At 69.8% G+C, this 21,513-nt stretch carries 18 protein-coding genes; 8 read left to right on the top strand and 10 right to left on the bottom strand.

The window, feature by feature from the left end:
- Nucleotides 1-14 precede the first annotated feature (14 nt).
- On the top strand, nucleotides 15-338 hold the full coding sequence (locus ACSMFO_RS38250) for an MGMT family protein (protein ID WP_037332048.1): 324 nt from the start codon (nucleotides 15-17) through the stop codon (nucleotides 336-338).
- Between the two features lie 14 nt (nucleotides 339-352).
- Nucleotides 353-1,183: a siderophore-interacting protein gene (locus ACSMFO_RS38245; RefSeq protein WP_073847547.1), complete on the top strand. Its 831-nt coding sequence runs from the start codon at nucleotides 353-355 to the stop codon at nucleotides 1,181-1,183.
- Nucleotides 1,184-1,336: 153 nt separating this feature from the next.
- Here the strand turns inward: ACSMFO_RS38245 and ACSMFO_RS38240 are convergent, their stop codons facing one another.
- From ACSMFO_RS38240 to ACSMFO_RS38230, 3 genes are read right to left on the bottom strand one after another with little or no spacing between them, the layout of a single operon-like run.
- The gene (locus ACSMFO_RS38240; RefSeq protein ID WP_038518965.1) at nucleotides 1,337-2,626 is read right to left on the bottom strand and encodes a sensor histidine kinase; all 1,290 of its coding nucleotides are present in this window, start codon (nucleotides 2,624-2,626) and stop codon (nucleotides 1,337-1,339) included.
- 54 nt (nucleotides 2,627-2,680) lie between these two features.
- Entirely contained in the window at nucleotides 2,681-3,490 is an 810-nt protein-coding gene (locus tag ACSMFO_RS38235; RefSeq protein ID WP_436462316.1) for a uroporphyrinogen-III synthase, read from the bottom strand.
- On the bottom strand, nucleotides 3,483-4,451 hold the full coding sequence (locus ACSMFO_RS38230; RefSeq protein WP_436462315.1) for a helix-turn-helix transcriptional regulator: 969 nt from the start codon (nucleotides 4,449-4,451) through the stop codon (nucleotides 3,483-3,485). Before ACSMFO_RS38230 ends, ACSMFO_RS38235 begins: the two co-directional genes overlap by 8 nt.
- Nucleotides 4,452-4,511: 60 nt before the next feature.
- On the opposite strand from ACSMFO_RS38230, the gene ACSMFO_RS38225 reads away from it, so the two are divergent.
- Both ACSMFO_RS38225 and ACSMFO_RS38220 read left to right on the top strand, forming a co-directional pair.
- On the top strand, nucleotides 4,512-4,907 hold the full coding sequence (locus ACSMFO_RS38225) for a DUF3224 domain-containing protein (RefSeq protein WP_436462314.1): 396 nt from the start codon (nucleotides 4,512-4,514) through the stop codon (nucleotides 4,905-4,907).
- Between the two features lie 63 nt (nucleotides 4,908-4,970).
- Nucleotides 4,971-6,089, top strand: coding sequence for a DNA glycosylase AlkZ-like family protein (locus ACSMFO_RS38220; RefSeq protein ID WP_436462313.1), 1,119 nt, complete (start codon nucleotides 4,971-4,973; stop codon nucleotides 6,087-6,089).
- 557 nt (nucleotides 6,090-6,646) lie between these two features.
- Here ACSMFO_RS38220 and ACSMFO_RS38215 read toward each other — a convergent pair.
- The 6 genes from ACSMFO_RS38215 to ACSMFO_RS38190 are packed head-to-tail and all read right to left on the bottom strand — an operon-like array spanning nucleotide 6,647 to nucleotide 15,479.
- Complete coding sequence (locus ACSMFO_RS38215) at nucleotides 6,647-7,753, bottom strand: uroporphyrinogen-III synthase (protein ID WP_436462312.1); 1,107 nt, start codon at nucleotides 7,751-7,753, stop codon at nucleotides 6,647-6,649.
- Nucleotides 7,750-8,097 carry a nitrite reductase small subunit NirD gene (nirD, locus tag ACSMFO_RS38210; protein WP_038518980.1) on the bottom strand — a complete coding sequence of 116 codons (348 nt, stop codon included), beginning with the start codon at nucleotides 8,095-8,097 and terminating at the stop codon, nucleotides 7,750-7,752. The genes ACSMFO_RS38215 and nirD overlap by 4 nt, the downstream gene beginning before the upstream one ends.
- The gene (gene nirB, locus ACSMFO_RS38205; RefSeq protein WP_436462311.1) at nucleotides 8,094-10,598 is read right to left on the bottom strand and encodes a nitrite reductase large subunit NirB; all 2,505 of its coding nucleotides are present in this window, start codon (nucleotides 10,596-10,598) and stop codon (nucleotides 8,094-8,096) included. The genes nirD and nirB overlap by 4 nt, the downstream gene beginning before the upstream one ends.
- A complete protein-coding gene (locus ACSMFO_RS38200; protein ID WP_436462310.1) occupies nucleotides 10,598-11,956 on the bottom strand; it encodes a nitrate/nitrite transporter in 1,359 nt (452 codons plus the stop codon). Before ACSMFO_RS38200 ends, nirB begins: the two co-directional genes overlap by 1 nt.
- 29 nt (nucleotides 11,957-11,985) lie before the next feature.
- On the bottom strand, nucleotides 11,986-13,413 hold the full coding sequence (locus tag ACSMFO_RS38195; protein WP_436462309.1) for an FAD-dependent oxidoreductase: 1,428 nt from the start codon (nucleotides 13,411-13,413) through the stop codon (nucleotides 11,986-11,988).
- Entirely contained in the window at nucleotides 13,410-15,479 is a 2,070-nt protein-coding gene (locus tag ACSMFO_RS38190; protein WP_436462308.1) for a molybdopterin oxidoreductase family protein, read from the bottom strand. Before ACSMFO_RS38190 ends, ACSMFO_RS38195 begins: the two co-directional genes overlap by 4 nt.
- Before the next feature lie 547 nt (nucleotides 15,480-16,026).
- Between ACSMFO_RS38190 and ACSMFO_RS38185 the strand changes: the two genes are divergently transcribed.
- From ACSMFO_RS38185 to ACSMFO_RS38175, 3 genes are read left to right on the top strand one after another with little or no spacing between them, the layout of a single operon-like run.
- Complete coding sequence (locus tag ACSMFO_RS38185; RefSeq protein ID WP_038518989.1) at nucleotides 16,027-16,551, top strand: PadR family transcriptional regulator; 525 nt, start codon at nucleotides 16,027-16,029, stop codon at nucleotides 16,549-16,551.
- A 15-nt stretch (nucleotides 16,552-16,566) separates the two neighbouring features.
- Nucleotides 16,567-17,247 carry an ABC transporter ATP-binding protein gene (locus ACSMFO_RS38180; RefSeq protein WP_436462307.1) on the top strand — a complete coding sequence of 227 codons (681 nt, stop codon included), beginning with the start codon at nucleotides 16,567-16,569 and terminating at the stop codon, nucleotides 17,245-17,247.
- The gene (locus ACSMFO_RS38175; protein ID WP_436462306.1) at nucleotides 17,244-19,487 is read left to right on the top strand and encodes an FtsX-like permease family protein; all 2,244 of its coding nucleotides are present in this window, start codon (nucleotides 17,244-17,246) and stop codon (nucleotides 19,485-19,487) included. Before ACSMFO_RS38180 ends, ACSMFO_RS38175 begins: the two co-directional genes overlap by 4 nt.
- A gap of 1 nt (nucleotide 19,488) precedes the next feature.
- On the opposite strand, the gene ACSMFO_RS38170 is transcribed toward ACSMFO_RS38175, so the two are convergent.
- On the bottom strand, nucleotides 19,489-20,286 hold the full coding sequence (locus ACSMFO_RS38170) for a TIGR02569 family protein (protein ID WP_436462305.1): 798 nt from the start codon (nucleotides 20,284-20,286) through the stop codon (nucleotides 19,489-19,491).
- 105 nt (nucleotides 20,287-20,391) lie between these two features.
- On the opposite strand from ACSMFO_RS38170, the gene ACSMFO_RS38165 reads away from it, so the two are divergent.
- Nucleotides 20,392-21,360 (top strand): hypothetical protein, encoded by a 969-nt coding sequence (locus ACSMFO_RS38165; RefSeq protein ID WP_436462304.1) that lies wholly within the window; start codon nucleotides 20,392-20,394, stop codon nucleotides 21,358-21,360.
- Nucleotides 21,361-21,513 lie beyond the last annotated feature (153 nt).

Below are 21,513 nucleotides of genomic sequence, written 5' to 3'. Positions count from 1 at the left end.
GGCAAAGTGGTCCCATGGATGACGAACTGCACGAGCGGGTGCGCGAGGTCATCGCGAGCGTGCCCGCCGGCTCGGTCGCGACTTATGGGGATATAGCGTCGGTTTCGGGAGCGCCGTCACCGCGGCTGGTCGGCCGGATCCTCGGCGAGGACGGCCAGGACCTGCCTTGGCACCGCATCCTGCGGGCCGACGGGACGCCGGCCCCGCATTTGGTCGACGAACAGCTGCAAAGGCTGCGCGCGGAAGGCGTCATACCCGACGGACAACGCGTCGACCTGCGAAAATACCGCTGGCAACGTGATCCCGGCGACGACGCCGGTCCCGGCGCGCTCTTTTAGGTTAGCCTCCCCTAATGAGCTACATCGAGGCGAAGGTGACCGGCGTCAGGCGGCTCACCCCGCATATGAGCAGGGTGACCTTCTCGGGGGCGTCACTGGTGGACCAGGCGCCCGACCAGTACCTGAAGGTGTTCTTCCCGCAGCCCGGCCAGGCGGAACCCGTGCTGCCCGCGCCGCTGAGCGGCGACGAAGTGCTGTCCTGGTACCGGACCTACCTCGCGATGCCCGACGACGTCCGCCCGCCGATGCGCACGTACACCGTGCGCGCGCTGCGGCCGTCCGTGCAGGAGGTCGACATCGACTTCGTGCTGCACGGCGACGAAGGCCCCGCCTCCGCGTGGGCTTCGCGCGCTTCGGAGGGCGACAGGGTCGCTTTCCTCGGGCCGCACGGGCTCTACGACGTGCCTTCGGAGACGAACTGGCAGCTGCTGATCGGCGACGAGACCGCGATCCCGGCGATCGGCGCGATCGTCGAGGCGCTGCCCGCCGGAACGCGAGCACTGGTCTACATCGAGATCAGTGATCGCGAAGACCGGCAGGTCTTCGAAACGCAGGGCACCGTGGAGCTGCACTGGGTGGTGCGCGGTTCCGGCGACGTCGGCTCGGCGGTTCTGGAGGCCGTGCGGAAGGCGGAACTGCCGGGCGGGACGGCCTACGCATGGATTTCCGGCGAGGCGAACATGGTGAAGCTGGTGCGGCGGCACCTCGTGCGGGAGCGCGGGATCGACAAGCGGGCGATCTGCTTCACGGGGTACTGGCGGCAGGGGGTCAGCGAAGAGGCCGCTGGGCGTGAGGCGATGCGGCAGGCGGAGGCTGGGGAGGCTCCGGCGGCCGAGGAGGACTGAGGGGCTTCTCGCGTTGTGTCATGAAAGGGTCGTTCAGGACGTTTTATGTCCTGAACGACCCTTTCATGACATGCGGCACGCCCTGACCTGCGGAGGAGAGCAAGGGACCTTTGCTACCACCTGCGCTCGCCGAAGCCGAAACCCGAAGCGCGCTCAGTGCGGCACCCAAAGCGTCACCCGGGTCCCCCGCCCCGGATGCGAATCGATCGTCCCCCGCCCGCCGACCTCCGCCAGCCGCGCCATGATCGACTGGCTGATCCCGAAGCCCGGCGGCCGGTCCAGCATGCTGAAGCCGGTCCCCTGATCCCGCGCGATGACCGCGACGCCGCCTTCGCACTCCTCGACGCGAAGCACGACCTGTTTCGTCCCGGCGTGCTTCACAGTGTTTCGAAGCGCTTCGCGGACGGCGTCCCGGATGGCGGTCCGGCGCGCGTGCGAGAGGCGGTAGTCCTCTTCGGTCTCGGCGGCGACGAGCTGGGTGCGGAGGCCGTCGCGCGCCATTTCGGTGGCGACCTCGGCGAGATCCGCCGCGAGGCCCCGGGCCGAGGGCGCGTCGGGGCCGGTCAGTTCACGCCGGAGTTCGGCCGCCTGCGCCCGCGCCGTCGCGCGCATCTCCGCGAGCCGTTCCGAAGCGGCGGAATCGTCGTCCGGCGCTTCGAGTCCCATCGCTTCCAACGTCTGGAGCACGGAATCGTGCATCACCCGCTGGGTCCGCAGGCGTTCGGCGCGCTGCCCCCGCCGCATCCCGATGCCCAGCGCGAACCGGGTCCCGACGCCGAGCAGGATCAGGATCCCGGCCGTGGTCACCATCGCCACGACGAGCGCGACCATGCATCCCACCGACCGGCTCAGCGCGAGCGGATGATCGAGCGGGAGCCCGCCGACCCACGTCAGGAAGGCCCGGAACGGCACGGCCGCGATCAGCAGCAGACAAGCCGCGGGCAGCCCGAACGACAGCGTCCACAACGCCACCGTCCCGACCATCCACGTCCACGCGACGTCGATGGCGAACGGCTGGATCTCGGTGGGCGCCGCGGCGGCCACGATCGTCGTCAGCACCACGCCCACGGCGAGATCCGCGTACATCAGCCGTCCGGACGTCTTCGCCCGGATCCCGCGGCCGCGCACCACCCACCACACCGCGAAGACGTTGAGCAGCATCCCGAGGATCGTCGTGCTCAGCACCGGCACTATGCCCGCCGAGCCGTTCGCGACCAGGAAACCGATGTACACCTTCGGAAACGCGGCCACGCGGTAGAAGATCGGGCCCAGCGCCGAGTACCGGATCGCGCGCATCAGCAGCGTGTCCGCGGAGTCCTCGCGATAGCGCCAGTCCGGCACCGAATCCGGGTCGGGTGCTTCGTCGGCCGGGCTGGCGCCCAGTACCGAAGAGCCCTTTCGCAACATCGCGCGCACGAAGGTGACCGATTGAGACTCGGACATCCGCCGCCCTCCCCGCGTCCGATGTGTCGAGCCTGGCAAAGCGGACTTCCCGCGTCAAGACGGCCGAATGCGCAGTTCCGCGACGAGAAGTTTGACCAACGCGCCGAGCCGCTGACGTTCGGGCTGGACGGTCGGCACCCCGGCGGCTTCCAACGGCGCCGCGGTCACCGGTCCGACGCACGCGCACAGCACCGGACCTCGCAGTGCGGCAAGAAGGTCCTCACGGCGCGGGCCCGCCAGCGTGAGCAGGTTCGCCGCGGCGGGAGCGGAAGTGAAGGCCAAAGCGTGCACCCGTCCGGCGATCACGCTTTCGACGAGTTCGTGCACAGGTGTGACGTCCGCGGGCGAAAGCCAGCGATACGGCTGTGCCTGGACGACGTCCGCGCCCGCGTCCCGCAACGACGCGGTGAGCTCGGGCAGCAGGGTGCCGTGCAGCTGGACCGCGACCCGTTCGCCGCGGACCCCGGCGTCCCGCAATCCTTCGAACAGTTCGGCGTTGCTCTCCTCGGGCGCGGAAAACTCCTCCCGGAGGCCGAAACCACGCACCGCGCCCACCGCCTTCGGCCCGCGCGCGAAGATCCGCGACGCCGCCAGCCGCTCCAGCAACGGTTCGCGCAGCCCCCAGCCTTCGGCCGCCGAAAGCCAGCCACGGAATCCGGCGCCCGTGGTGACGGCGGTGAACCCGACCGGCCCGGCCAGCACGGCGTCCGTCGCCGCACGCAGTTCGGTGTCGTCGGGCAGCGGGACGATCCGGATGGTGGGCGCGTGCAGCACCGTCGCGCCCTGCCGGGTCAGCGCGCCGATGAAGTCTTCGGCCCGCCGCTCCGCGGTGATCCCGATCGTGATGCCGTCCAGGTCAGCCATAAACCGCGCCCATCTTCCTGATCTCTTCCGCCAGCCGCTCGCGCAGCTCCGGCGGTTCGAGCACTTCGAGGTTCCCGCCGAACCGCAGGAGTTCGCCGACGGCCGATTCTCCCGGTTCCACGGGCAGTTCCATCGTCAGCCAGCCGCTTTCGTCGGGCTCCGCGGGTGTTTCCCGCAACGCCCGCGCTCCGACCGCTCCGAGGTAGAACGGCAGCAGTATGCGGGCGAACTCGTTCAGCCGCACCACCGCCGTCCTTGAGTACATCCGCTTTTCGAACTGCTCCGACCATTCGTGCCAGTAGCGCGCGAGGTCGAAGTCCGACGGCCGCTCGAAGGTCTCGCCGAGATCTTCGAGTTCTTCCATACGGGAGATGCGGTACGTCCGGTCGGTTCCGTCGCACCGCGCCGCGAGATACCAGTTCCCCGCCTTGAGGATCAGGCCCAGCGGGTCGAGCACCCGGTCGACCTTCCGCTGCCCCCAGCGTTCGTACCGGACCTTGACGCGCCGCCCGTGCCAGACCGCGTCGGCCAGTTCGGACAGTCGCGGCAGGCTTTCGATCCCGCGATGCCAGCCGGGGACGTCGAGGTAGAACCGTTCGGAGATCTTGCTCGCCCCGGCACGCAGCTCCGACGGCATGGCCGCGTGCAGTTTGAGCTGAGCGGCGGCGAGGACCGTGCCGAGCCCGAGTTCGGTGGCCGCGCCGGGCAGACCCGCCAGCGAAAGCGATTGCGCCTCCTCCTCGGTCAGCCCGGTCAGCCGCGTGCGATAGCCGTCGACCAGCTGATAGCCGCCGGTGCGCCCGCGATCGGCGTACACCGGCACGCCGGCCGCGGACAGCGCCTCGACGTCGCGGTAGACCGTCCGGACCGACACCTCCAGCTCGGTCGCCAGCTCCTCGGCCGTCATCCGGCCGCGGTTCTGCAGCAGGAGGAGGACCGACAGGAGTCTGCTCGCGCGCATGAATCCAGTATCCCCTAAAACCTGACACATCCTGACAGGTATGGCTGACAGGGTGAACCCATGAACACGTTCGCCATGAAGAACTGGGAAGAATCCGTCGTCAGCGGCACGGAGGGCGCGCCGCGAGTCGCCTACGCGCACGCCACGCTCGCCTACAGCGGGCTGATCGAAGGCGAGTCGGTCCTCGACTACCTGCTGTACTACGCGGGTGAGGGTTACGACGGCGGCGACACGACCTCTCCCGGCCTCGAACGGATCGAGGGCAGCGTGGACGGACGCAAGGGAAGCTTCGTGATCAAGCACGACACCGGGTTCGACACGCAGGGGATCAGGTCGGCGTTCACGGTGGTCGAGGGCTCCGGAACGGGTGAACTCGCCGGGATCACCGGCAGCGGCACCACGACCGGCGCCCTCGGTGAGCCGACGATGTCGTACACGCTCGACTTTGAGGTGTGATTGCCAGGCACAGCCTGTCCGTTGAGGGTGGCGGCGGGGCGGGGTTCGGGTTAAGGAGGACAGGTGCTCGAGGTCGATCGCGAGCAGGTGCTGGCGTACCGGATCGCCGCGCACGGCCTGCACCGTGAGGAGACGGATCCGGCCGCGGCGGCCGTGTTCGACCTCGGGCTGCAGGATTCCGTGCGGGACACCGCCCTGCTGGGCCTCGCCGCCCGGATCGACGGCGACATCACGCCCGGCGTCTGGGACGACGACCGTTTCGTGCTCGCGTGGACGCATCGTGGCGCGCCGCATTTCCACCGCCGTGCGGAGCTGGACGCGATCCGGGCCGCTCTCGTGCCTCTCGACGAGAAGGACGCGATGGCCCGGATCCTCTGGCAGCGCAAGCAGGTCGACGACGCGGGCATGTCCGCGACGGACGCGTTGTTCACCGCGGCGAGGGCGATCCGCGAGGTCGTCACCGGCGTCCAGACCAAGGGCACGGTGAGCGGCGCGGTCACGAAGCTGATCCCCGACGGCCTGTCGTACGCCTGCCGCGGCTGCGGTGTCGTGCACATCTACGAGCAGTTGATGCGGGTCGCGTCGCTCCACGCCGGGGTCCGGCTGGAGGCGGGCGCGACCCCGGCGACGTTGGCACCACTGGAAAAGCGGGGCAGGCTCAAGACGTCGCCGGACGCCAAGGCGGCCACCCGCGTGGTCGAGGGTTACCTGCGGATCAACGGTCCCGCCGCTCCCGGCGACGCCGCCGCCTACGTCGGGACCACCCGCACCGGGGTCGACGCGATGTGGCCGGACGGCCTGGCCGAGGTCCGCGTCGACGGCAAGAAGGCCTTCCTGCCGGAAGACCGGGTGGCGCTGCTGGAGAATCCGCCGGAGCCGGACGTGGTGCGCCTGCTGCCTCCGCTCGACCCGTTCGTCCAGGCACGCGACCGTGCCGTGCTGGTGCCGGACAAGGCCCGGCAGAAGGAGGTCTGGAAGATCCTCGGCAGCCCCGGCGCGCTGCTGGCCGACGGCGAGATCGCCGGCGTGTGGCGGGCCAAGGCGAGCGGGAAGAAGCGGCTCGACTTCACCATCACCCCGTTCGACGCCCTCCGCCCGGCCGTCCGGAAGGCGGCCGAAGCGGAGGCGGCCCGTGTCGCCGCCGCCCGGGAATTCCCCGGCCACCGCGTCACCTGGTCCTGAACGCGCGGCAAGCACGCATGAGCCGGAACCCGCGGTAGCCGACAGGCTTCCAGGGGCCACAGCGGCCCGCGAACTTGTCCATGGACTTGACTTGCCCGAGTGGGGCAAGTTGCAAGATCGGGCAAGTTTTGGCGACGACAGCGATGTCCACCTGGACCATTGGCCAACAAGGCTGCCGGTGACGTCTCGGCTCATGAGGGCCTTCTTCCCTGCCTTCAGGGGCAGGGCCCCGGCAAAGCGTTCTATTGAGGAGTAAGGCAAACGTGGCCTGATGCCAAGGCGTGTCGCGAAAGCCACTATCGCGACGTCAGATGTCCCGAAAGTGGCTTTCGCGACACGGCCGCTGGGTGGTCGTGAGTGTTTCGGGTCGTTAGAACGACACATGACACTCACGACCCCAAGCGAATCTGCGTGTCCCTTGTGGACATTCAGAGCTGTCGCTCACTCCCTGCACCAGCCGGATCACCACTCATCACGACATGCCGCAGCGCCGGCACAGACCAGGCCACTACGGATGCAGGGGACCGTCTCCGCATGCGATGCGGCGAAAGTCCCCTTCAGCCCCCGTCGACGGCCAGGCGGTAGCCGCGTTTCACCACCGTCTGGACCAGTTTCGGCGTGCCCAAAGAGCTCCGCAGACGGCCGATGGCGGTCTCGACGGCGTGTTCCTCGCCGCCGTCGGGGAGCGCGGAGACCAGTTCCCGCCGGGAGAACACCCGCCCCGGCGATTCCGCCAGCGCCCGCAGCATGGCCATCGGCGCGGGCGCGATGTCGCACCACTGACCGTCGACCAGCGCCGCCTGACCCCGCAGTTCGATACTCCGCCCGCCCGCCGTCAGCCGCGGCGAACGGGCTTCGAGCGCGTCGGACACCGTCCGCGCCAATGCCCCGATCCGCGACCTCGTCGGCTGCACCGTCGGGATCCCGAGCGCGGCCAACGGTGCCGCGGTGATCGGCCCGACGCAGGCCGCCACGACCCGTTTCTCCAGTGCTCCCACGACTCCCGGCAGCCGTCCGGTCCGCTTCGCCACCGCCAGCAGGGACGCCGCCGCGGGCGCGCTGGTGAACGGCAACGCGTCCACCGAACCGTCGAGGACACCGTCCAGCAGCCGGTCCAGCGGCCCGGGATCGGACGGCCCGACCCACCGGTACACCGGCACCTCGATCACTTCGGCGCCCGCGGAACGCAGACTGTCCACAAAGTACGGAAGCGGCTCGCCGTGCAGCTGCACCGCGATCCGCTGACCGTCCACACCGGAATCGAGCAGATGTCTCAGCACCTCGGCGTTGCTCTCCGACGCGGGCGAGTAGTCCTCCGAAAGCCCGGCCGCGCGGATCGCACCCTTGGCCTTCGGGCCGCGCGCGAGCAGTGACGACTTCCCCAGTCTGTCCAGCAGTTCCTCCCCCAGGCCCCAGCCTTCGGCCGCCTCGACCCAGCCGCGGAAGCCGATCCCGGTCGTCGCGACGACGACGTCGACCCGGTCTTCCAGCAGGCGCATGGTGGCCGACCGCAGTTCGGTGTCGTCGGCGAGCGGCACGATCCGGATCGCCGGGCCGTAGCGCACGGTCGCACCCTTACGCACGAACAGCGCGCCGAGCTCGTCAGCCCGTCGCGCCGCCGTGATCCCGATGACGAATCCCGCCAGGGGAAGAACGTCCGTCACGGCGAGAATTCCACCTCCACCACACCCCCGGCGACCCGGACCCGATACGCGGCGACCGAGACTCCTTCGGCATCGAGACAGGCGCCGGTCCGCAGATCGAAGCGTTCCTTGTACACCGGCGAAGCCACCACGGGAACGCCGCCCGCGTCACCGACGATGCCTCGCGAAAGCACCGCCGCGCCGCTGATCGGGTCTACATTGGACAGCGCGTACCACCGGTCGCCGGGGAGCCGGAAGATGGCCACTTGCGTCCCGCCGTCGAGCAGGGCGGCGACACCGGACCATTCGGGGACGGCGCCCGCCGCGCAGACGGCGGTCCAGGTGCGCTCGATCGACGTCGTCACTGTTTCACCTCCGGGATGCCCAGCAGTACTGGTACGTTCTGGTCGCGTTCTCGTCGGAACGAGATCGTCGGATCCGGTGTGCCCGGCGCGTTGACGAACGAGCTGAACTTCGCCAGCTTCTCCGGATCCTCCAGCACGCCGCGCCATTCGTCGGCGTAGTCGCCGACGTGTTTCGCCATCGCCGCGTCGAGGTCCTCGCAGATGCCGAGCTTGTCGTCGACGATCACCGCGCGCAGGTGGTCGAGCCCGCCTTCCATCTCCTCGACCCACGGCGCGGTGCGCTGCAGCCGGTCGGCCGTGCGGACGTAGAACATCAGGAACCGGTCGATCGTGCGGATCAGCGTCTCGGTGTCCACTTCGGACACGAGAAGATCCGCGTGCCGCGGAGTCGCGCCACCGTTGCCGCCGACGTAGAGGTTCCAGCCCTTGTCGGTGGCGATGACGCCGAAGTCCTTGCTCCGCGCCTCCGCGCATTCCCGCGCACAGCCCGAAACGGCCGACTTCAGCTTGTGCGGCGAGCGCAGGCCGCGGTACCGCAGCTCCAGCTCGATCGCGAGCCCGACGCTGTCCTGCACGCCGTAGCGGCACCACGTCGAACCGACACAGGATTTGACCGTGCGCAACGACTTCCCGTACGCGTGCCCCGACTCGAACCCGGCGTCGACGAGCCGCCGCCAGATCAGCGGCAGCTGGTCGACGGTGGCGCCGAACAGGTCGATCCGCTGCCCGCCGGTGATCTTGGTGTACAGCCCGAAGTCCATCGCCACCTGCGCGATCACCATGAGCTTCTCCGGCGTGACCTCGCCGCCGGGGATGCGCGGGACCACCGAGTACGTCCCGTTGCGCTGCAGGTTCGCGAGGAACTTGTCGTTGGTGTCCTGCAGGGTCGCCTGCTCACCGGCGAGGATGTGCCCGTTGCCCAGCGTGGCCAGGATGGACGCGATCGCCGGTTTGCAGATCGCGCAGCCGGTCCCGGTGCCGTAGCGGTCGATCATCTCGCTGAACGTGGTGATCCGGGTGGCCTGCAGGATCTGGAACAGCTCCGCGCGCGACTGCGTGAAGTGCTCGCACAGCGCCTTCGACTGCTCGACACCGCACGCCGTCAGCAGCTTGCCCAGCAGCGGGACGCACGAGCCGCACGCCGTTCCCGCCCGCGTGCAGCCCTTGATCTTGGCGACCGAATCGCAGCCCTCTTCGGTGATCGCGTGCGTGATCGCGCCCTTGGAAACCGCGTTGCACGAACAGATCTGCGCGGCGTCCGGCAGCGCGTCGACGCCGACCGCCGCTCCACCACCGGCCGGGGCGAGGATCGCGCCCGGTTCGGCGGGCAGCGGCCTGCCGACCATCGCGCGCAGGGTGTTGAACTCGCTCGCGTCGCCGACCAGGACACCGCCGAGCAACGTCTTCGAGTCGTCCGAGACGACGAGCTTCTTGTACGTCCCCGCCACGGCGTCGTTGAACGCGACCTCCAGCGCGCCTTCGGTCGCCGCATGCGCGTCGCCGAAGCTGGCGACGTCGACGCCCATGAGCTTGAGCTTCGTCGACATGTCCGGCTCGGGGAACGTGCCCTCGCCGCCGGTCAGCCGCGCCGCGACGATCTCGGCCATCGCGTAACCGGGCGCCACGATGCCGTACACCTTGCCGTCGACGGCCGCGCATTCGCCGATCGCGTACACCGCGGGATCGGCCGTCCGGCAGGTGTCGTCGACCAGGATCCCGCCGCGCGCACCGACTTCCAGCCCGGACGAACGCGCCAGGTCGTCGCGCGGCCGGATACCGGCGGAGAAGACGACCAGATCGACGTCGAGCTCGGTGCCGTTGCCAAGCCGCGCGATGTAGCGTTCGCCGTCCGGTTCGATGGCGTCGGTCGACGTTCCCGTGTGGACGGTCACGTCGAGGTCGGTGATCAGCCGCCGGAGCAGGCCGCCGCCGCCTTCGTCGACCTGCAGCGGCATCAGTCGCGGCGCCATCTCGACCACGTGCGGCGAGAGACCCATGTCCCGCAACGCCTTCGCGGCTTCCAGCCCCAGGAGCCCGCCACCGATGACGACCGCCGAACGACGTCCGCGACCGGGCCGCTGAGCGGCTTCCCGGATGGCGTCGAGGTCCTCGATCGTCCGGTAGACGAAGCAGCCGGGGAGCTTGTGTCCCGGAACCGGCGGCACGAACGGCCGAGAACCGGTCGCGAGGACCAGCGTGTCGTACGGCTGCTCGTGACCCGCTTCGGTGACGACGATCTTGCGCTCGCGATCCACCGAAGCGACGGTGTCGCCGAGCCTCAGCTCGACCAACGGATCACCCGCGTAGTCCGCTCCCTCCAAGGCGAGGGAGGCCGGATCCCAGGTGTCCACATAGGACGTCAGGGCGACCCGGTCGTACGCGGGGCGCGCCTCCTCGGCGAGCACCACGACCTGCCACTGGCCGGCCTTGTCCTCCGCGCGCACGGCTTCGACGAGCCGGTGCGCGACCATGCCATGTCCGACGACGACGAGTTTCCGCATCAGACCTCCGCTCCGGCGAGCGCCAGACCTCGGGTGCTCGCCACCTCCGACTGCTGTTTGCGCAGATACACCGCCCACGTGACGGCGAAGCACAGGCCGTAGAAGACCAGGAAGGCGACGAACGCCGGCACCCCGCTCTTCGTGTCCGCGAACGACTGGCGGAAGGCCAGGTTGATGAACAACCCGCCGAGTGCGCCGATCGCGCCGGCCAGCCCGATCAAGGCGCCGGAAAGCTTGCGCGCCTTGAGCATCTCCAGCGTCTCGTCCGCGCCCTCGCTGATCGCGACCTTCGCCTTGGCGCGGAAGATCGCCGGGATCATCTTGTACGTCGAGCCGTTGCCGATACCCGTGAGCACGAACAGCACGATGAACGCGACGGTGAACAGCGCCAGCGAGTTCGACGTCGAGGCCAGGATCAGCACCACGGTCGCCGCGGCCATGCCGACGAACGTCACGAAGGTGATCTTGCCGCCGCCGATCCGGTCGGCAAGCCAGCCGCCCGTCGGCCGCGAGAACGAGCCGAGCAGCGGTCCGAGGAACGTCACCGCGGCCGCCTGCAGCGGCGTGCGGCCGAACTGGTTCTGCAGCACCAGGCCGAAAGCGAAGCTATAGCCGATGAACGAACCGAACGTGCCGACGTAGAGGAACGACATCACCCACGTGTGCGGATCCTTGACGACCTCGCGCATCGCCTTGGTGTCGCCCTTCATCGAGGCGAGGTTGTCCATGAAGAAGTACGCGCAGGTCGCGGCGACCACGATCAGCGGAATGTAGATGTAGAGCACCACCCGCGGCGCGGTGGCGCCGACGGTGCCGATGACCAGCAGGCCGATCAGCTGGATCGCGGCCACACCGAGGTTCCCGCCGCCCGCGTTCAGCCCGAGCGCCCAGCCCTTGTGCTTCTCCGGGTAGAACGCGTTGATGTTGGTCATCGACGACGCGAAGTTCCCGCCGCCGACCCCGCCGAGCGCGGCGATCAGCAGGAACGTGCCGAGCGAAGTGCCCGGCTCCATCGCGATCGCCGCCAGGATCGTGGGCGCCAGCAGCAACAGCGCGCTGACGATCGTCCAGTTCCGGCCACCGAACTTCGCCACCGCGAACGTGTAGAGCGGCCGCATCAGCGCGCCGATCAGCGTCGGGGTCGAGACCAGCAGGAACTTGTCGGCGGCGGAGAAACCGTACTGCGGGCCCATGAACAGGACCATGACCGACCACAGTGTCCAGACGGAGAAACCGATGTGCTCGGCCAGGATGGAGAACCAGAGGTTCCGCCGGGCGATCTTCTTCCCGGTCTCCTCCCAGAACCGCTCGTTCTCGGGATCCCAGTGCTCGATCCAGCGCTTTCCACGAGCTTCCATGAGGTCCTCCTTGGTGGATGCGTTCGGGTTCACTGGGCGGCCAGCCATTTCGCGACCCCGCTCACGGCGTCCTTGCAGCCGCCGCAGCCGGTCGTCGCGCGGGTCGCCCCGGCGAGGGCGGGGACGTCGGTGGCGCCGCCACGCCACGCTTCGACGAGCCGCCCCTTGGTCACCGCGTTGCAGCGGCAGATGACCGCCGACGCGGGCAGATCGGCCGGGCTCGACGCCGACGGCGCCCCCGGCGGCAGCGAGCGTCCTAAAAGGACAGCGAGCCGGTCTTCGGGCACCGGGGTGCCCCGGTCGTAGAGCTGCGTGATCGTCGCGGCAGCGTCGGGCAGGCCGAGCAGGATCGCGCCGGCCACCCGGTTCTCGCGGACGACGAGCTTGCCGTAGCGGCAGCCCGCCGGGTCGCTGAAGGTGAGCACTTCGGCGGTCGGGTCGTCCGCGCCGGTCATCGTCTCGCCGAGCGCGGTGAGGTCGATGCCGCGTGCCTTGAGCCTCGTCACCGCTTGAGTACCGCGGTACCGCGACGCGGATTTCGCGCCGGTGACCAGATCCGCGACGACGGCGGCCTGTTCCCACGCGGGCTGCACGAGCCCGCCGAACGCGCCGGGATGCTTGGCGCAATCGCCGATCGCGTGGATCCGGCCGTCGCTGGTGCGCAGCAGATCGTCGACGACGATGCCGCCCTCGACGGTCAGCCCGGCGTCCACGGCCAGTTTCGTCTCGGGCCGGACGCCGGTGGAGACGACGATGAGATCGGCGGGAACGTGCGTGCCGTCGTCGAGTTTGAGCCCGTCGCCGCTGACGTAGCGCGCGGCTCCGACACCGAGCCGGAAGGCGACGCCGAGTTCTTCGAGCTTCCTGGTCAGCACCCGTGCCGATTCCGCGTCCAGCTGACGTTCCATGATGTGCGGCATCGGGTGCACGACGGTCACGAGATTCCCGCGTCCGGCGAGACCTCGCGCGGCCTCCAGGCCGAGCAGCCCGCCGCCGAGCACCGCGACCGGCGCGCCCAGCCTGGCGGCGTCGAGAATCCGGGCGCAGTCGTCGAGGGTGCGGAACGCGACGACGTCCGGGCCGGGTTCGAGCCCTTCGACCGGCGGCATCCACGGGTTGGCGCCCGTGGCGAGCACCAGCGCGTCGTAGTCCACAGTGGACCCGTCGTCGAGATGGACCCGCCGCGTGTCCCGGTCGATCGACGTCGCGGAGACACCCCGGCGCAGGTCGGCGCGGGTGCGCGACGGCCATTCGTCGTCGTGCAGCCGGACGGCTTCGGGCCGCATGGTGCCCGCGACCACCGACGAGAGCAGCACCCGGTTGTAGGCGGTGTGTTCCTCCGCGCCGACGACGGTGAGCCGCACTCGCTCGCCCTCGGGGTCGCGGCGCTGGATCTCGTCCGCGAGCCGCGCGCCCGCCATCCCGTACCCGGCGATGACCACCGACCGGGGGCTCACGCGACGACCTCGGCCGGGGCGAGCGCGACCGCGCACACCTTGAACTCGGGCATCCGGCTCGTCGGGTCGAGCGCCGGGTTGGTCAGCAGGTTCGCCCTGCCCTCACCGGGGAAATGGAACGGCAGGAACACCAGGTCGGGGCGCAGCGACGCCACACAGCGGACGCGTGCGACGGTCTCCCCGCGGCGGGAGCGCACGAGCGCGAGGTCGCCCTCGGCCAGCCCCGCGCGGGCAGCGGTGTCGGGATGAACTTCCACGAAGGCCTCCGCCACGACGTCGTTGAGTTCCTTGACCAGGCGGGTCTGCGCCCCGGACTGGTAGTGCTGCAGGACCCGCCCGGTGGTGGCCTGCAAGGGGAATTCCGCGTCCGGCAGCTCGGCCGGGCCGACGTGGTCCACCGGCACGAACCGCGCACGGCCGTCCGGGTGGGCGAAGGAGTCGAGGAACATCCGCGGCGTACCGGGATGCGATTCCGCCGGGACGGGCCAGTAAAGGGCTTCGCCGTCGCGGAGCCGGTCGTAAGTGATGCCCGAGTAGTCGGCGACGCCACCCTTGGACGCGCGGCGGAGCTCGGTGAAGACGGTCTCGGCGTCCGTCGGGAACCGTCCGTCGGGCTGACCGAACCGGCGAGCGAGTTCGGAAAGCACATAAAGATCGGTCTTCGCGCCGGACGGCGGATCGATCGCCTTGCGCCGCAGGAGGATCCGGCCTTCCAGGTTGGTCATCGTGCCGTCCTCCTCGGCCCACTGGGTGACCGGTAGGACGACGTCGGCCATCGCCGCCGTCTCCGAGAGGACGAGATCCGAGACCACCAGGAAGTCCAAAGAGGACACCTTGTCCTGGATGTTCCCGGCGCCGGGCGCGGAAACGACGAGGTTGCTGCCGAACACCATCAGCGCGCTCGGCCCGTCTTCGGTACCGAGCGCCTCGAGCAGCTCGACGGCCGAACGGCCCGGCCCCGGCAGTGATTCCGGCGGCACACCCCAGACCCCGGCGACGTACTCGCGGGCGGCGGGGTCGTCGATCTTGCGGTAGCCGGGCAGCTGGTCGGCCTTCTGCCCGTGCTCGCGACCGCCTTGACCGTTGCCCTGCCCGGTCAGGCAGCCGAAACCGGATCCCTTGCGCCCCGGCAGGCCGAGGGCGAGCGAGAGGTTGATCCAGGCGTTGACCATCGCGGTGCCGTTGGCGTGCTGTTCGGTGCCGCGCGCGGTGAGAACGTAGGCGTTGCGGGCCGCGGCGAGTTTGGCGGCGACGCGCCGCTGGTCCGCGGCGGACACGCCGGTGATCTGCTCGACGCGCTCCGGCCACCAGGCCGCGACCGAGCGCCACAGCTCCTCGAAGCCGTTCGTGCGCTTGTCCACATAGGACTTGTCGAGCAGGCCGTCGGCGACGACGGCGTGCAGGATGCCCTGCGCGAGAGCGAGATCAGTGCCCGGCGCGGGCTGCAGGTGCAGGCCGGCCAGCTCGGCGGTCGGCGTGCGGCGCGGGTCGACGACGATCAGATCCGCGCCCCGCAGGTGCTGAGTGAAGGGCGGCATCGTCTCGGCCGGGTTCGCGCCGATCAGCAACACCGCGTCGGCGTCGGCGAGATCCGTGACCGGGAACGGCATCCCGCGGTCGGCGCCGAACGCCTTGATCCCGGCGGCGGCCGCCGACGACATGCAGAACCGGCCGTTGTAGTCGATCTGCGAGGTGCCCAGCGCGACACGGGCGAACTTCCCCAGCAGATAGGCCTTCTCGTTGGTCAGCCCGCCGCCGCCGAAGACGGCGACCGCGTCGGCACCCTTGGCCGCGCGGATCTCGGTGAGCCGCCGGGCGACGAGGTCGAGCGCCTCCGTCCAGGTCGCGGGCCGGAGTTCGCCGTCGACCCTGATCAGCGGCGTCGTCAGGCGGGACGGCGAAGTGAGCAGCTCCCCCGACGTCCAGCCCTTCTGGCACAGGCCGCCGGCGTTGACCGGGAAGTCGCGCGGGGCGACCCGGGCGCCGTCGAGGCTCATCCCGCACTGCAGGGCGCAGTAGGGGCAGTGCGTGTCCACCGCGGTCACGGTGGGGGCGGCGAGCGGCACGGGCACCTCCTCCAGGCGTCGATAGCGCTTGAAGGTAGGTAGGCCGTGTTACCTGAAAACTCCTGAATGTTTCAGGCGTTTGACATTGCCCGCCGCCGATGGACGTCACACCGTGAGGTCCGGGCAGGTCCGTGAAGGCAACCGATGCCCCCAATGTGGCATCGGAGACGCTCAGCGTCCCCAATGCCACATTGGGGACACTCGACCGCCGACGAGCCGAACCAAACGGTCATTCAGTCGAAATCAGGCAAGATCTCCCCAAGGCTTCGGTGATCCGACACAGCCAGCGAACTCCTCGACACGGCTCCGCCCCCCTTGTCTCCCGGATCGCGCGCGAAAGCCACTTTCAGGACATCTGACGTCCCGAAAGTGGCTTTCGCGACACCTCCCGATGCGGCACAGATCCCATGAGGGCTGAAGGGGCCCTTCACCGCATGCCACGCGGCGAAGGGAGCTTTCACCACGTCACATGCGGCGAAAGGCCCCTTCAGCCACTATGCACCATGTGTATAGACCGTGCGTATACACACTGTGTATAGTCGCCCGCATGTCCATCGGGAACACCCTGCTCGGCCTGCTAGAAGCCGGTCCGAAGCACGGTTACGACCTCAAACAGCTCTACGACAAGCAGTTCCGCCAAGACCGCCCACTGCACTACGGGCAGGTCTATTCGACGTTGAACCGGCTCCTGAAGAACGGCCTCGTCGAGGAGAACGGCGTCGAAGCGGGCGGCGGTCCGGACCGGAAGCGGTACGCGATCACCGACGCCGGCGTCACCAACGTCGAGGAATGGCTGAAGAGCCCGGAAAACCCCTCCGTCTACCTGCAGAACACGCTGTACACCAAGGTCGTGCTCGCGCTCCTGTCCGGCCGCGGCGCCCAGGATCTGCTCGACGCGCAGCGGAGCTCCCATCTGCGCGCCATGCGCGAGCTCACCGCCCGCAAGACCGCCGGAGACCTCGCCGACCAGCTGATCTGCGACCACGCACTGTTCCACCTGGAGGCGGATCTGCGGTGGCTGGAGCTCACCGCCGCCCGCCTCGACGACCTCGCGCGCCAGCTGACGCGCTGATCTGGGGACCACACAGTGGAAACACCGTTGTTACACGGGCTGGGCCTGCACAAGGCCTTCGGTCCGAATCAGGCGCTGGCCGGGGCCGGGTTGACGCTCGAACCCGGCGAGATCGTCGCGGTCATGGGGCCGTCGGGGTCCGGGAAATCGACCCTGCTGCACTGCCTGTCCGGGATCGTCCGGCCCGATGAAGGTCAGGTCTCCTTCCGCGGGCGTGACCTCGCGAGCATGTCCGACGCCGAACGCAGTGCCCTGCGGCGCACCGAATTCGGTTTCGTCTTCCAGTTCGGGCAGCTCGTGCCGGAGCTGACCTGCCTGGAGAACGTCGCGCTGCCGCTGCGGCTGAGCGGGATGAGGCGCCGCCCCGCCGAGCGGATCGCGCGCGGCTGGCTCGACCGGCTGGCGGTCGGCGACGTCGACGACAGCACGCCCGGCCAGGTTTCCGGCGGGCAGAGCCAGCGCGTCGCGATGGCCAGGGCACTGGTCACCGAACCGTCGGTGGTCTTCGCCGACGAACCGACCGGCGCGCTGGACACGCTCAGCGGAGAACTGGTCATGCGCCTGCTGTCCGAGGCGGCGAAACAAACCGACGCCGCCGTCGTCCTGGTCACCCACGAACCGCGGGTGGCCGCTTACTCCGATCGGGAGGTCATCGTGCGCGACGGCCGGACACGGGAACCGGTGGTGACCCGATGACCGGGCGCGAAGACCTGATGCTCGGGTTCCGGCTGGCCGTCGGGGGCGGCCGGGGCTCGATCGTCAGGCTCGTCCTGAGCACGGTCGGCATCGGGCTCGCGGTCGCGGTCCTCCTGATCGGCGCCTCCGCGGGCACCATCAAGGAGAACCGGGACCAGCGCACGTTCGCCGCTTCCGTGCGGAGCGAACCGATCCCGGGCGTCGCGCCATTGGACTACAGCGCGACGACCACCGACTTCCGCGGCCAGGCGATCTCGCTAGTCCACCTGCGGGCCACGGGGTCGAGTTCCCCGATTCCGCCGGGCGTGGACCGGCTGCCCGCACCGGGCGAGATCTTCCTTTCGCCGAAATTGGACGAACTCGTCGCGTCCGACACCAGCGGCCTGCTGCGGCCGCGTCTGCCCGGCAAGCCGGCCGGGCTCATCGCCGCGGAGACCACGCTCAATCCGAACGACCTGGTCGCCTACGTCGGCACGGACGCGATGCGGGACGCACGCACGGTCTACGGCTTCGGCGCCGAGCCCGGTTATCACGAGCTGATCGAAAACGGGATCCTGATCCTCCTGCTGCTCGGGCTCTTCGTCCTCCTCACGCCGGTGTTCATCTTCGTCGGGACGGTCTCCCGGCTCGGCGGCGCGGCCCGGGACCGGCGGCTCGCCGCGCTGCGGCTGGCGGGCTCGTCCCTCGCGCAGTTACGCCGGATCACCGCGGCGGAATCCCTCGTGGGCGCCGCGGCCGGGTTGGTCGCCGGTACCGCGCTGTTCCTGCTCTTCCGCGGCACGGCGGCGAACTTCCAGGTGTTCCGGTTCGGGTTGTATCCGGACGACCTGACGCCGTCGTGGCCGCTGGTGGTGCTGATCGTGCTCGCGGTCCCGGCCCTGACCGTGGCGACGGCCTGGGCGTCCCAGCGGCACCTGGTCGTCGAACCGCTCGGCGTCGTCCGCGAGACCGCACCGCCGAAGCGCCGGTTGTGGTGGCGGCTGCTGCCGGTCGTCATCGGAATCCTGTTGATCGCCCCGGATTTCGGTGTCGCGAGCGAACTCGGCCGCTGGGCGCTGATCGGCGGCGCGGCGCTGCTGCTGGTCGGGATCCCCGCGCTGCTGCCGTGGCTGCTGGAACGCGTCGTTTCCCGGATCAAGGGCGGGCCGCCGTCGTTCCAGCTCGCGATCCGCCGTCTGCAGAGCGACAGCGGGACCCCGTCACGGGTGGTCGCGGGTCTCTGCGTGGTCCTCGCCGGGGCGATCGCGCTGCAGAGCCTCCTGGCGGGACAGGCCGCGATGGAGGCCGATCGCCACGACGACACGGGAGGCCGGATCACCGTCTACGCGGACGGTTCCGTGGCCGATCGGGCGATCGCCGCGGTCCGCACGGTCCCCGGCGCGGCCGATTTCCAGGTGTTGCGTTCGCTGTTCGTCGAGGGGAAGCGCCAGGACGGCATGCTCGTACTGATCGCCGTCGCCGACTGCGCCACGATCGAGGCGACGACCACCGCTACCGGTTGCCGCGACGGCGACGTGTTCGCCGACCCGTCCTTCCTCCACATAGGACAGTCGGCGAAGATCACGGACAACGACAAACGGGAGCAGCCATGGACCGTTCCGGTCACCCCGCGACCGTTCGAGGTGAAGCCATCGAGCGTCACCGAGACTCTGGCGCCACAAGTGCTCGCGACGCCCGCGGCGGCGGCGGGTGTCGACCTGGCCGCGGCCTTGGTCACGGCGACCCTGCGCGGGACGACCGGGAATCCGGACTTCGTCGAACTGGTGCGGAACTCGGTGGCGCCGTACAGCGGGCAGGTCACCGTGGCGGCCTACAAGGGGGAGCGGGCCTCCACCGAGGCCCGGATGTTCGACGACGCGCGGGACATCCTGCTCGGCGGCGCGCTGTTCGTCCTGCTGCTGGCCGGGGTGAGCCTGCTGGTGCTCGCCCAGGAACAGGTCCGTGAACGGCGGCGGGCCCTCGGCGCGCTGTCCGCCACCGGCGTCCCGGTGCGCGTGATCGTCCGGTCCTTGCTGTGGCAGAACGGAATCCCGCTGCTGCTGGGCATCGTGCTCGCGACGGCGACCGGGATCGCCGTCGCCGCGCTGGGCAAGCGGCTGTTCTGGGACGGGCTGTACGTCGACTGGTCCGCGGTCGCGCTGCTCGCCGCGGCGGCCGTCGTGATGGTGCTGCTGGTGACGGCGTCGACGGTGCCGTCCGTGCGCTCGGCGGCGAAGACGGAGAACCTGCGCACCGGGTGACCTACAGCACGGCGCTCACGTCCCGGGCGGCGGCACGAAGTCCGTCGTGCGCCGCCCGGGTCGATCGCGGGTCGAGGGCGTTGGCCGCCAGGCGGAAGAGGACGGCCCGCAGGAGAAGCTGCGGCCATTCGGGGAGATGTGCCCAGCGTTCGAGAAGATCGATGGTGGCGCCGCCCCAGGCCAGCGCGTCGACCGCGACGATCGCGGCGCCCCATTCACCCGGCCGGTAGTACGGCACGAAATCGACGATGCCGGGGGCCGCGTCGCCGTCGAACAGCACGCCGGCGAGCAGCTCCCCGTGGACGACCTGGTCGGGCAGTTTGACCGGTCTTCGTGACCCCGCCAGTACCTCGAACCAGCGGCCGCCCTTGTTCTCGTCGAGGGACATGTCCGCCTCGCCCCAGGCGAGTTTGTCGGCCAGCGCCTCGAGATCGCTGCGCCGTCCCAGGAAATCCGGCCGGGGCAGACCGGCCGTCGCGCGATGCAGTTTGACCGCCGCGTGCACGACCTCGTCGTACCGGTGCTCGGCCGTGCCGGACACGAACCGGTTCGCCGACCAGCCGCCGACCACCCAACGGCCGTCGCTGGACCGGACCGGTTTCGCGACCCGCAGACCCGGCTCGTCGACGGCTTCCAGCGCACGTGCCGTCCACAGGGTCCGGGACTTGTCCACGACCGGCTTGAGCACGAGATCGTTGTAGCGCCAGGAATCGGTGCCGGGCATCGGTTCCGCGTCACCGGTACGTCCGCCGAACGCCGAACAGACGTGTTCCGGAGGGCTCTGAAGGGTGGCACGCACGGCTCGGCACGTTACCCCGTCTTACGTGCCACGAACGAGAAGACGCGCTGGTCTTGAGTAGCGATACTCATGACACGATCGCTTCTGACCTGCCATTCTTCGACCGTGATCCCCCGAACGGCGCAGCGCCGCCTCACCGACGGGCAACTCACCGCCCTCGCGCTCGGTTCACTGTGGCTGCTCGGCACGCTGGGCGCGGTCACCATGGGCCTGTTGCTCCCGCTCGCCGCGTTCCTGCACGTCCCGTGGATCGCGCTGCCGGTTCCGCTCGCGTCGATCGGGATGGTCTACATCGTCGGTCTCGCGGCGCCAGAGGCTTTTCCGGCCGTCGCGAAGCCTTGGCCGCGGCTGGCGTGGGCTTTCGTGGCCGGGGTCTCCGGCGTTTTCGGCGCGATCTTCGTGCTGGAGGTGGCGGAGGCGTTCGATCCCTGGTTCGCGTTGCCGTTCTTCGGGGTGCCGGTGCTGCTCGTCGCGGGTCTGTCCGCGCGAGGACTGGGCGTCCGGGTGGGCGCGGGAGTCCTCCTGGTCGCGCTGGTCGCGGGCGGGATCGCCGTCCCCGCGTCGCTGCCTCCGGACACCGCCGCCCGGCGGCTCGCCGCGACCGGCGTCCCGCACGACCGCACCCTCGCCGCGGATCTCGGCGCTCAGCGGCTCCCGACCAAGACGACCGAAGACTCCGGGTCGCTGATCGTCGAGTACGCGCCTCAGCTGTGGATCTCTCCCGTCTGGACCTTCGCGACTGACGTCGTCGAGAGCTGCGAAACCGCGGTGAAGACCGCTTGGCGCCTCGAAAACGCGACGTGCACCCAGGTCGGCGACGGCGAGTTCGTGCGGCGCGACGCCGAGCGGATCGAGTTCGTCCAGCGCCGTGGCGCGCTGTCGGTGCACGTCGCGGGCAACCACAACTGGAAACCCGAGGAACTACGGGAACTGGCCGGGAAGACCCATCCGCTGACCGACGCCGAGATCATCGCCGCGGTGCCGAAGTCGCGCGGCGGGAACCGGACCGATGTCTTGGCGGGGTTCGCTGCCTTCGTGCGGGCGATCTTCACCGGCCGCTCGATCGGCTACTGACGCTCGGGGGAGCAAGGGACCTTTGCTACCACTCGCGCCTAGGTACATGAAGGCCCCCTTCCTGTACCTAGGTGTACTGCCCCGGGAGGTTGTGAACGGGGAGACACGTAGTCAGATGATCTTGGAATGAGGGAGGGCCTCCGGGTTCGGTGT

Source organism: Amycolatopsis sp. w19 (assembly GCF_051373225.1).
Taxonomy (GTDB): domain Bacteria; phylum Actinomycetota; class Actinomycetes; order Mycobacteriales; family Pseudonocardiaceae; genus Amycolatopsis; species Amycolatopsis japonica.
This window is presented reverse-complemented; position numbering and strand designations above follow the sequence as displayed.

What these genes read in the sequence shown, in the direction of transcription:
- ACSMFO_RS38200 (WP_436462310.1), bottom strand. Translation starts at nt 11,956, where the DNA reads ATGGAAGCTCGTGGAAAGCGCTGGATCGAGCACTGGGATCCCGAGAAC.
- ACSMFO_RS38225 (WP_436462314.1), top strand. Translation starts at nt 4,512, where the DNA reads ATGAACACGTTCGCCATGAAGAACTGGGAAGAATCCGTCGTCAGCGGC.
- ACSMFO_RS38240 (WP_038518965.1), bottom strand. Translation starts at nt 2,626, where the DNA reads ATGTCCGAGTCTCAATCGGTCACCTTCGTGCGCGCGATGTTGCGAAAG.
- ACSMFO_RS38175 (WP_436462306.1), top strand. Translation starts at nt 17,244, where the DNA reads ATGACCGGGCGCGAAGACCTGATGCTCGGGTTCCGGCTGGCCGTCGGG.
- nirB (WP_436462311.1), bottom strand. Translation starts at nt 10,598, where the DNA reads ATGCGGAAACTCGTCGTCGTCGGACATGGCATGGTCGCGCACCGGCTC.
- ACSMFO_RS38250 (WP_037332048.1), top strand. Translation starts at nt 15, where the DNA reads ATGGATGACGAACTGCACGAGCGGGTGCGCGAGGTCATCGCGAGCGTG.
- ACSMFO_RS38245 (WP_073847547.1), top strand. Translation starts at nt 353, where the DNA reads ATGAGCTACATCGAGGCGAAGGTGACCGGCGTCAGGCGGCTCACCCCG.
- ACSMFO_RS38235 (WP_436462316.1), bottom strand. Translation starts at nt 3,490, where the DNA reads ATGGCTGACCTGGACGGCATCACGATCGGGATCACCGCGGAGCGGCGG.
- ACSMFO_RS38185 (WP_038518989.1), top strand. Translation starts at nt 16,027, where the DNA reads ATGTCCATCGGGAACACCCTGCTCGGCCTGCTAGAAGCCGGTCCGAAG.
- ACSMFO_RS38230 (WP_436462315.1), bottom strand. Translation starts at nt 4,451, where the DNA reads ATGCGCGCGAGCAGACTCCTGTCGGTCCTCCTCCTGCTGCAGAACCGC.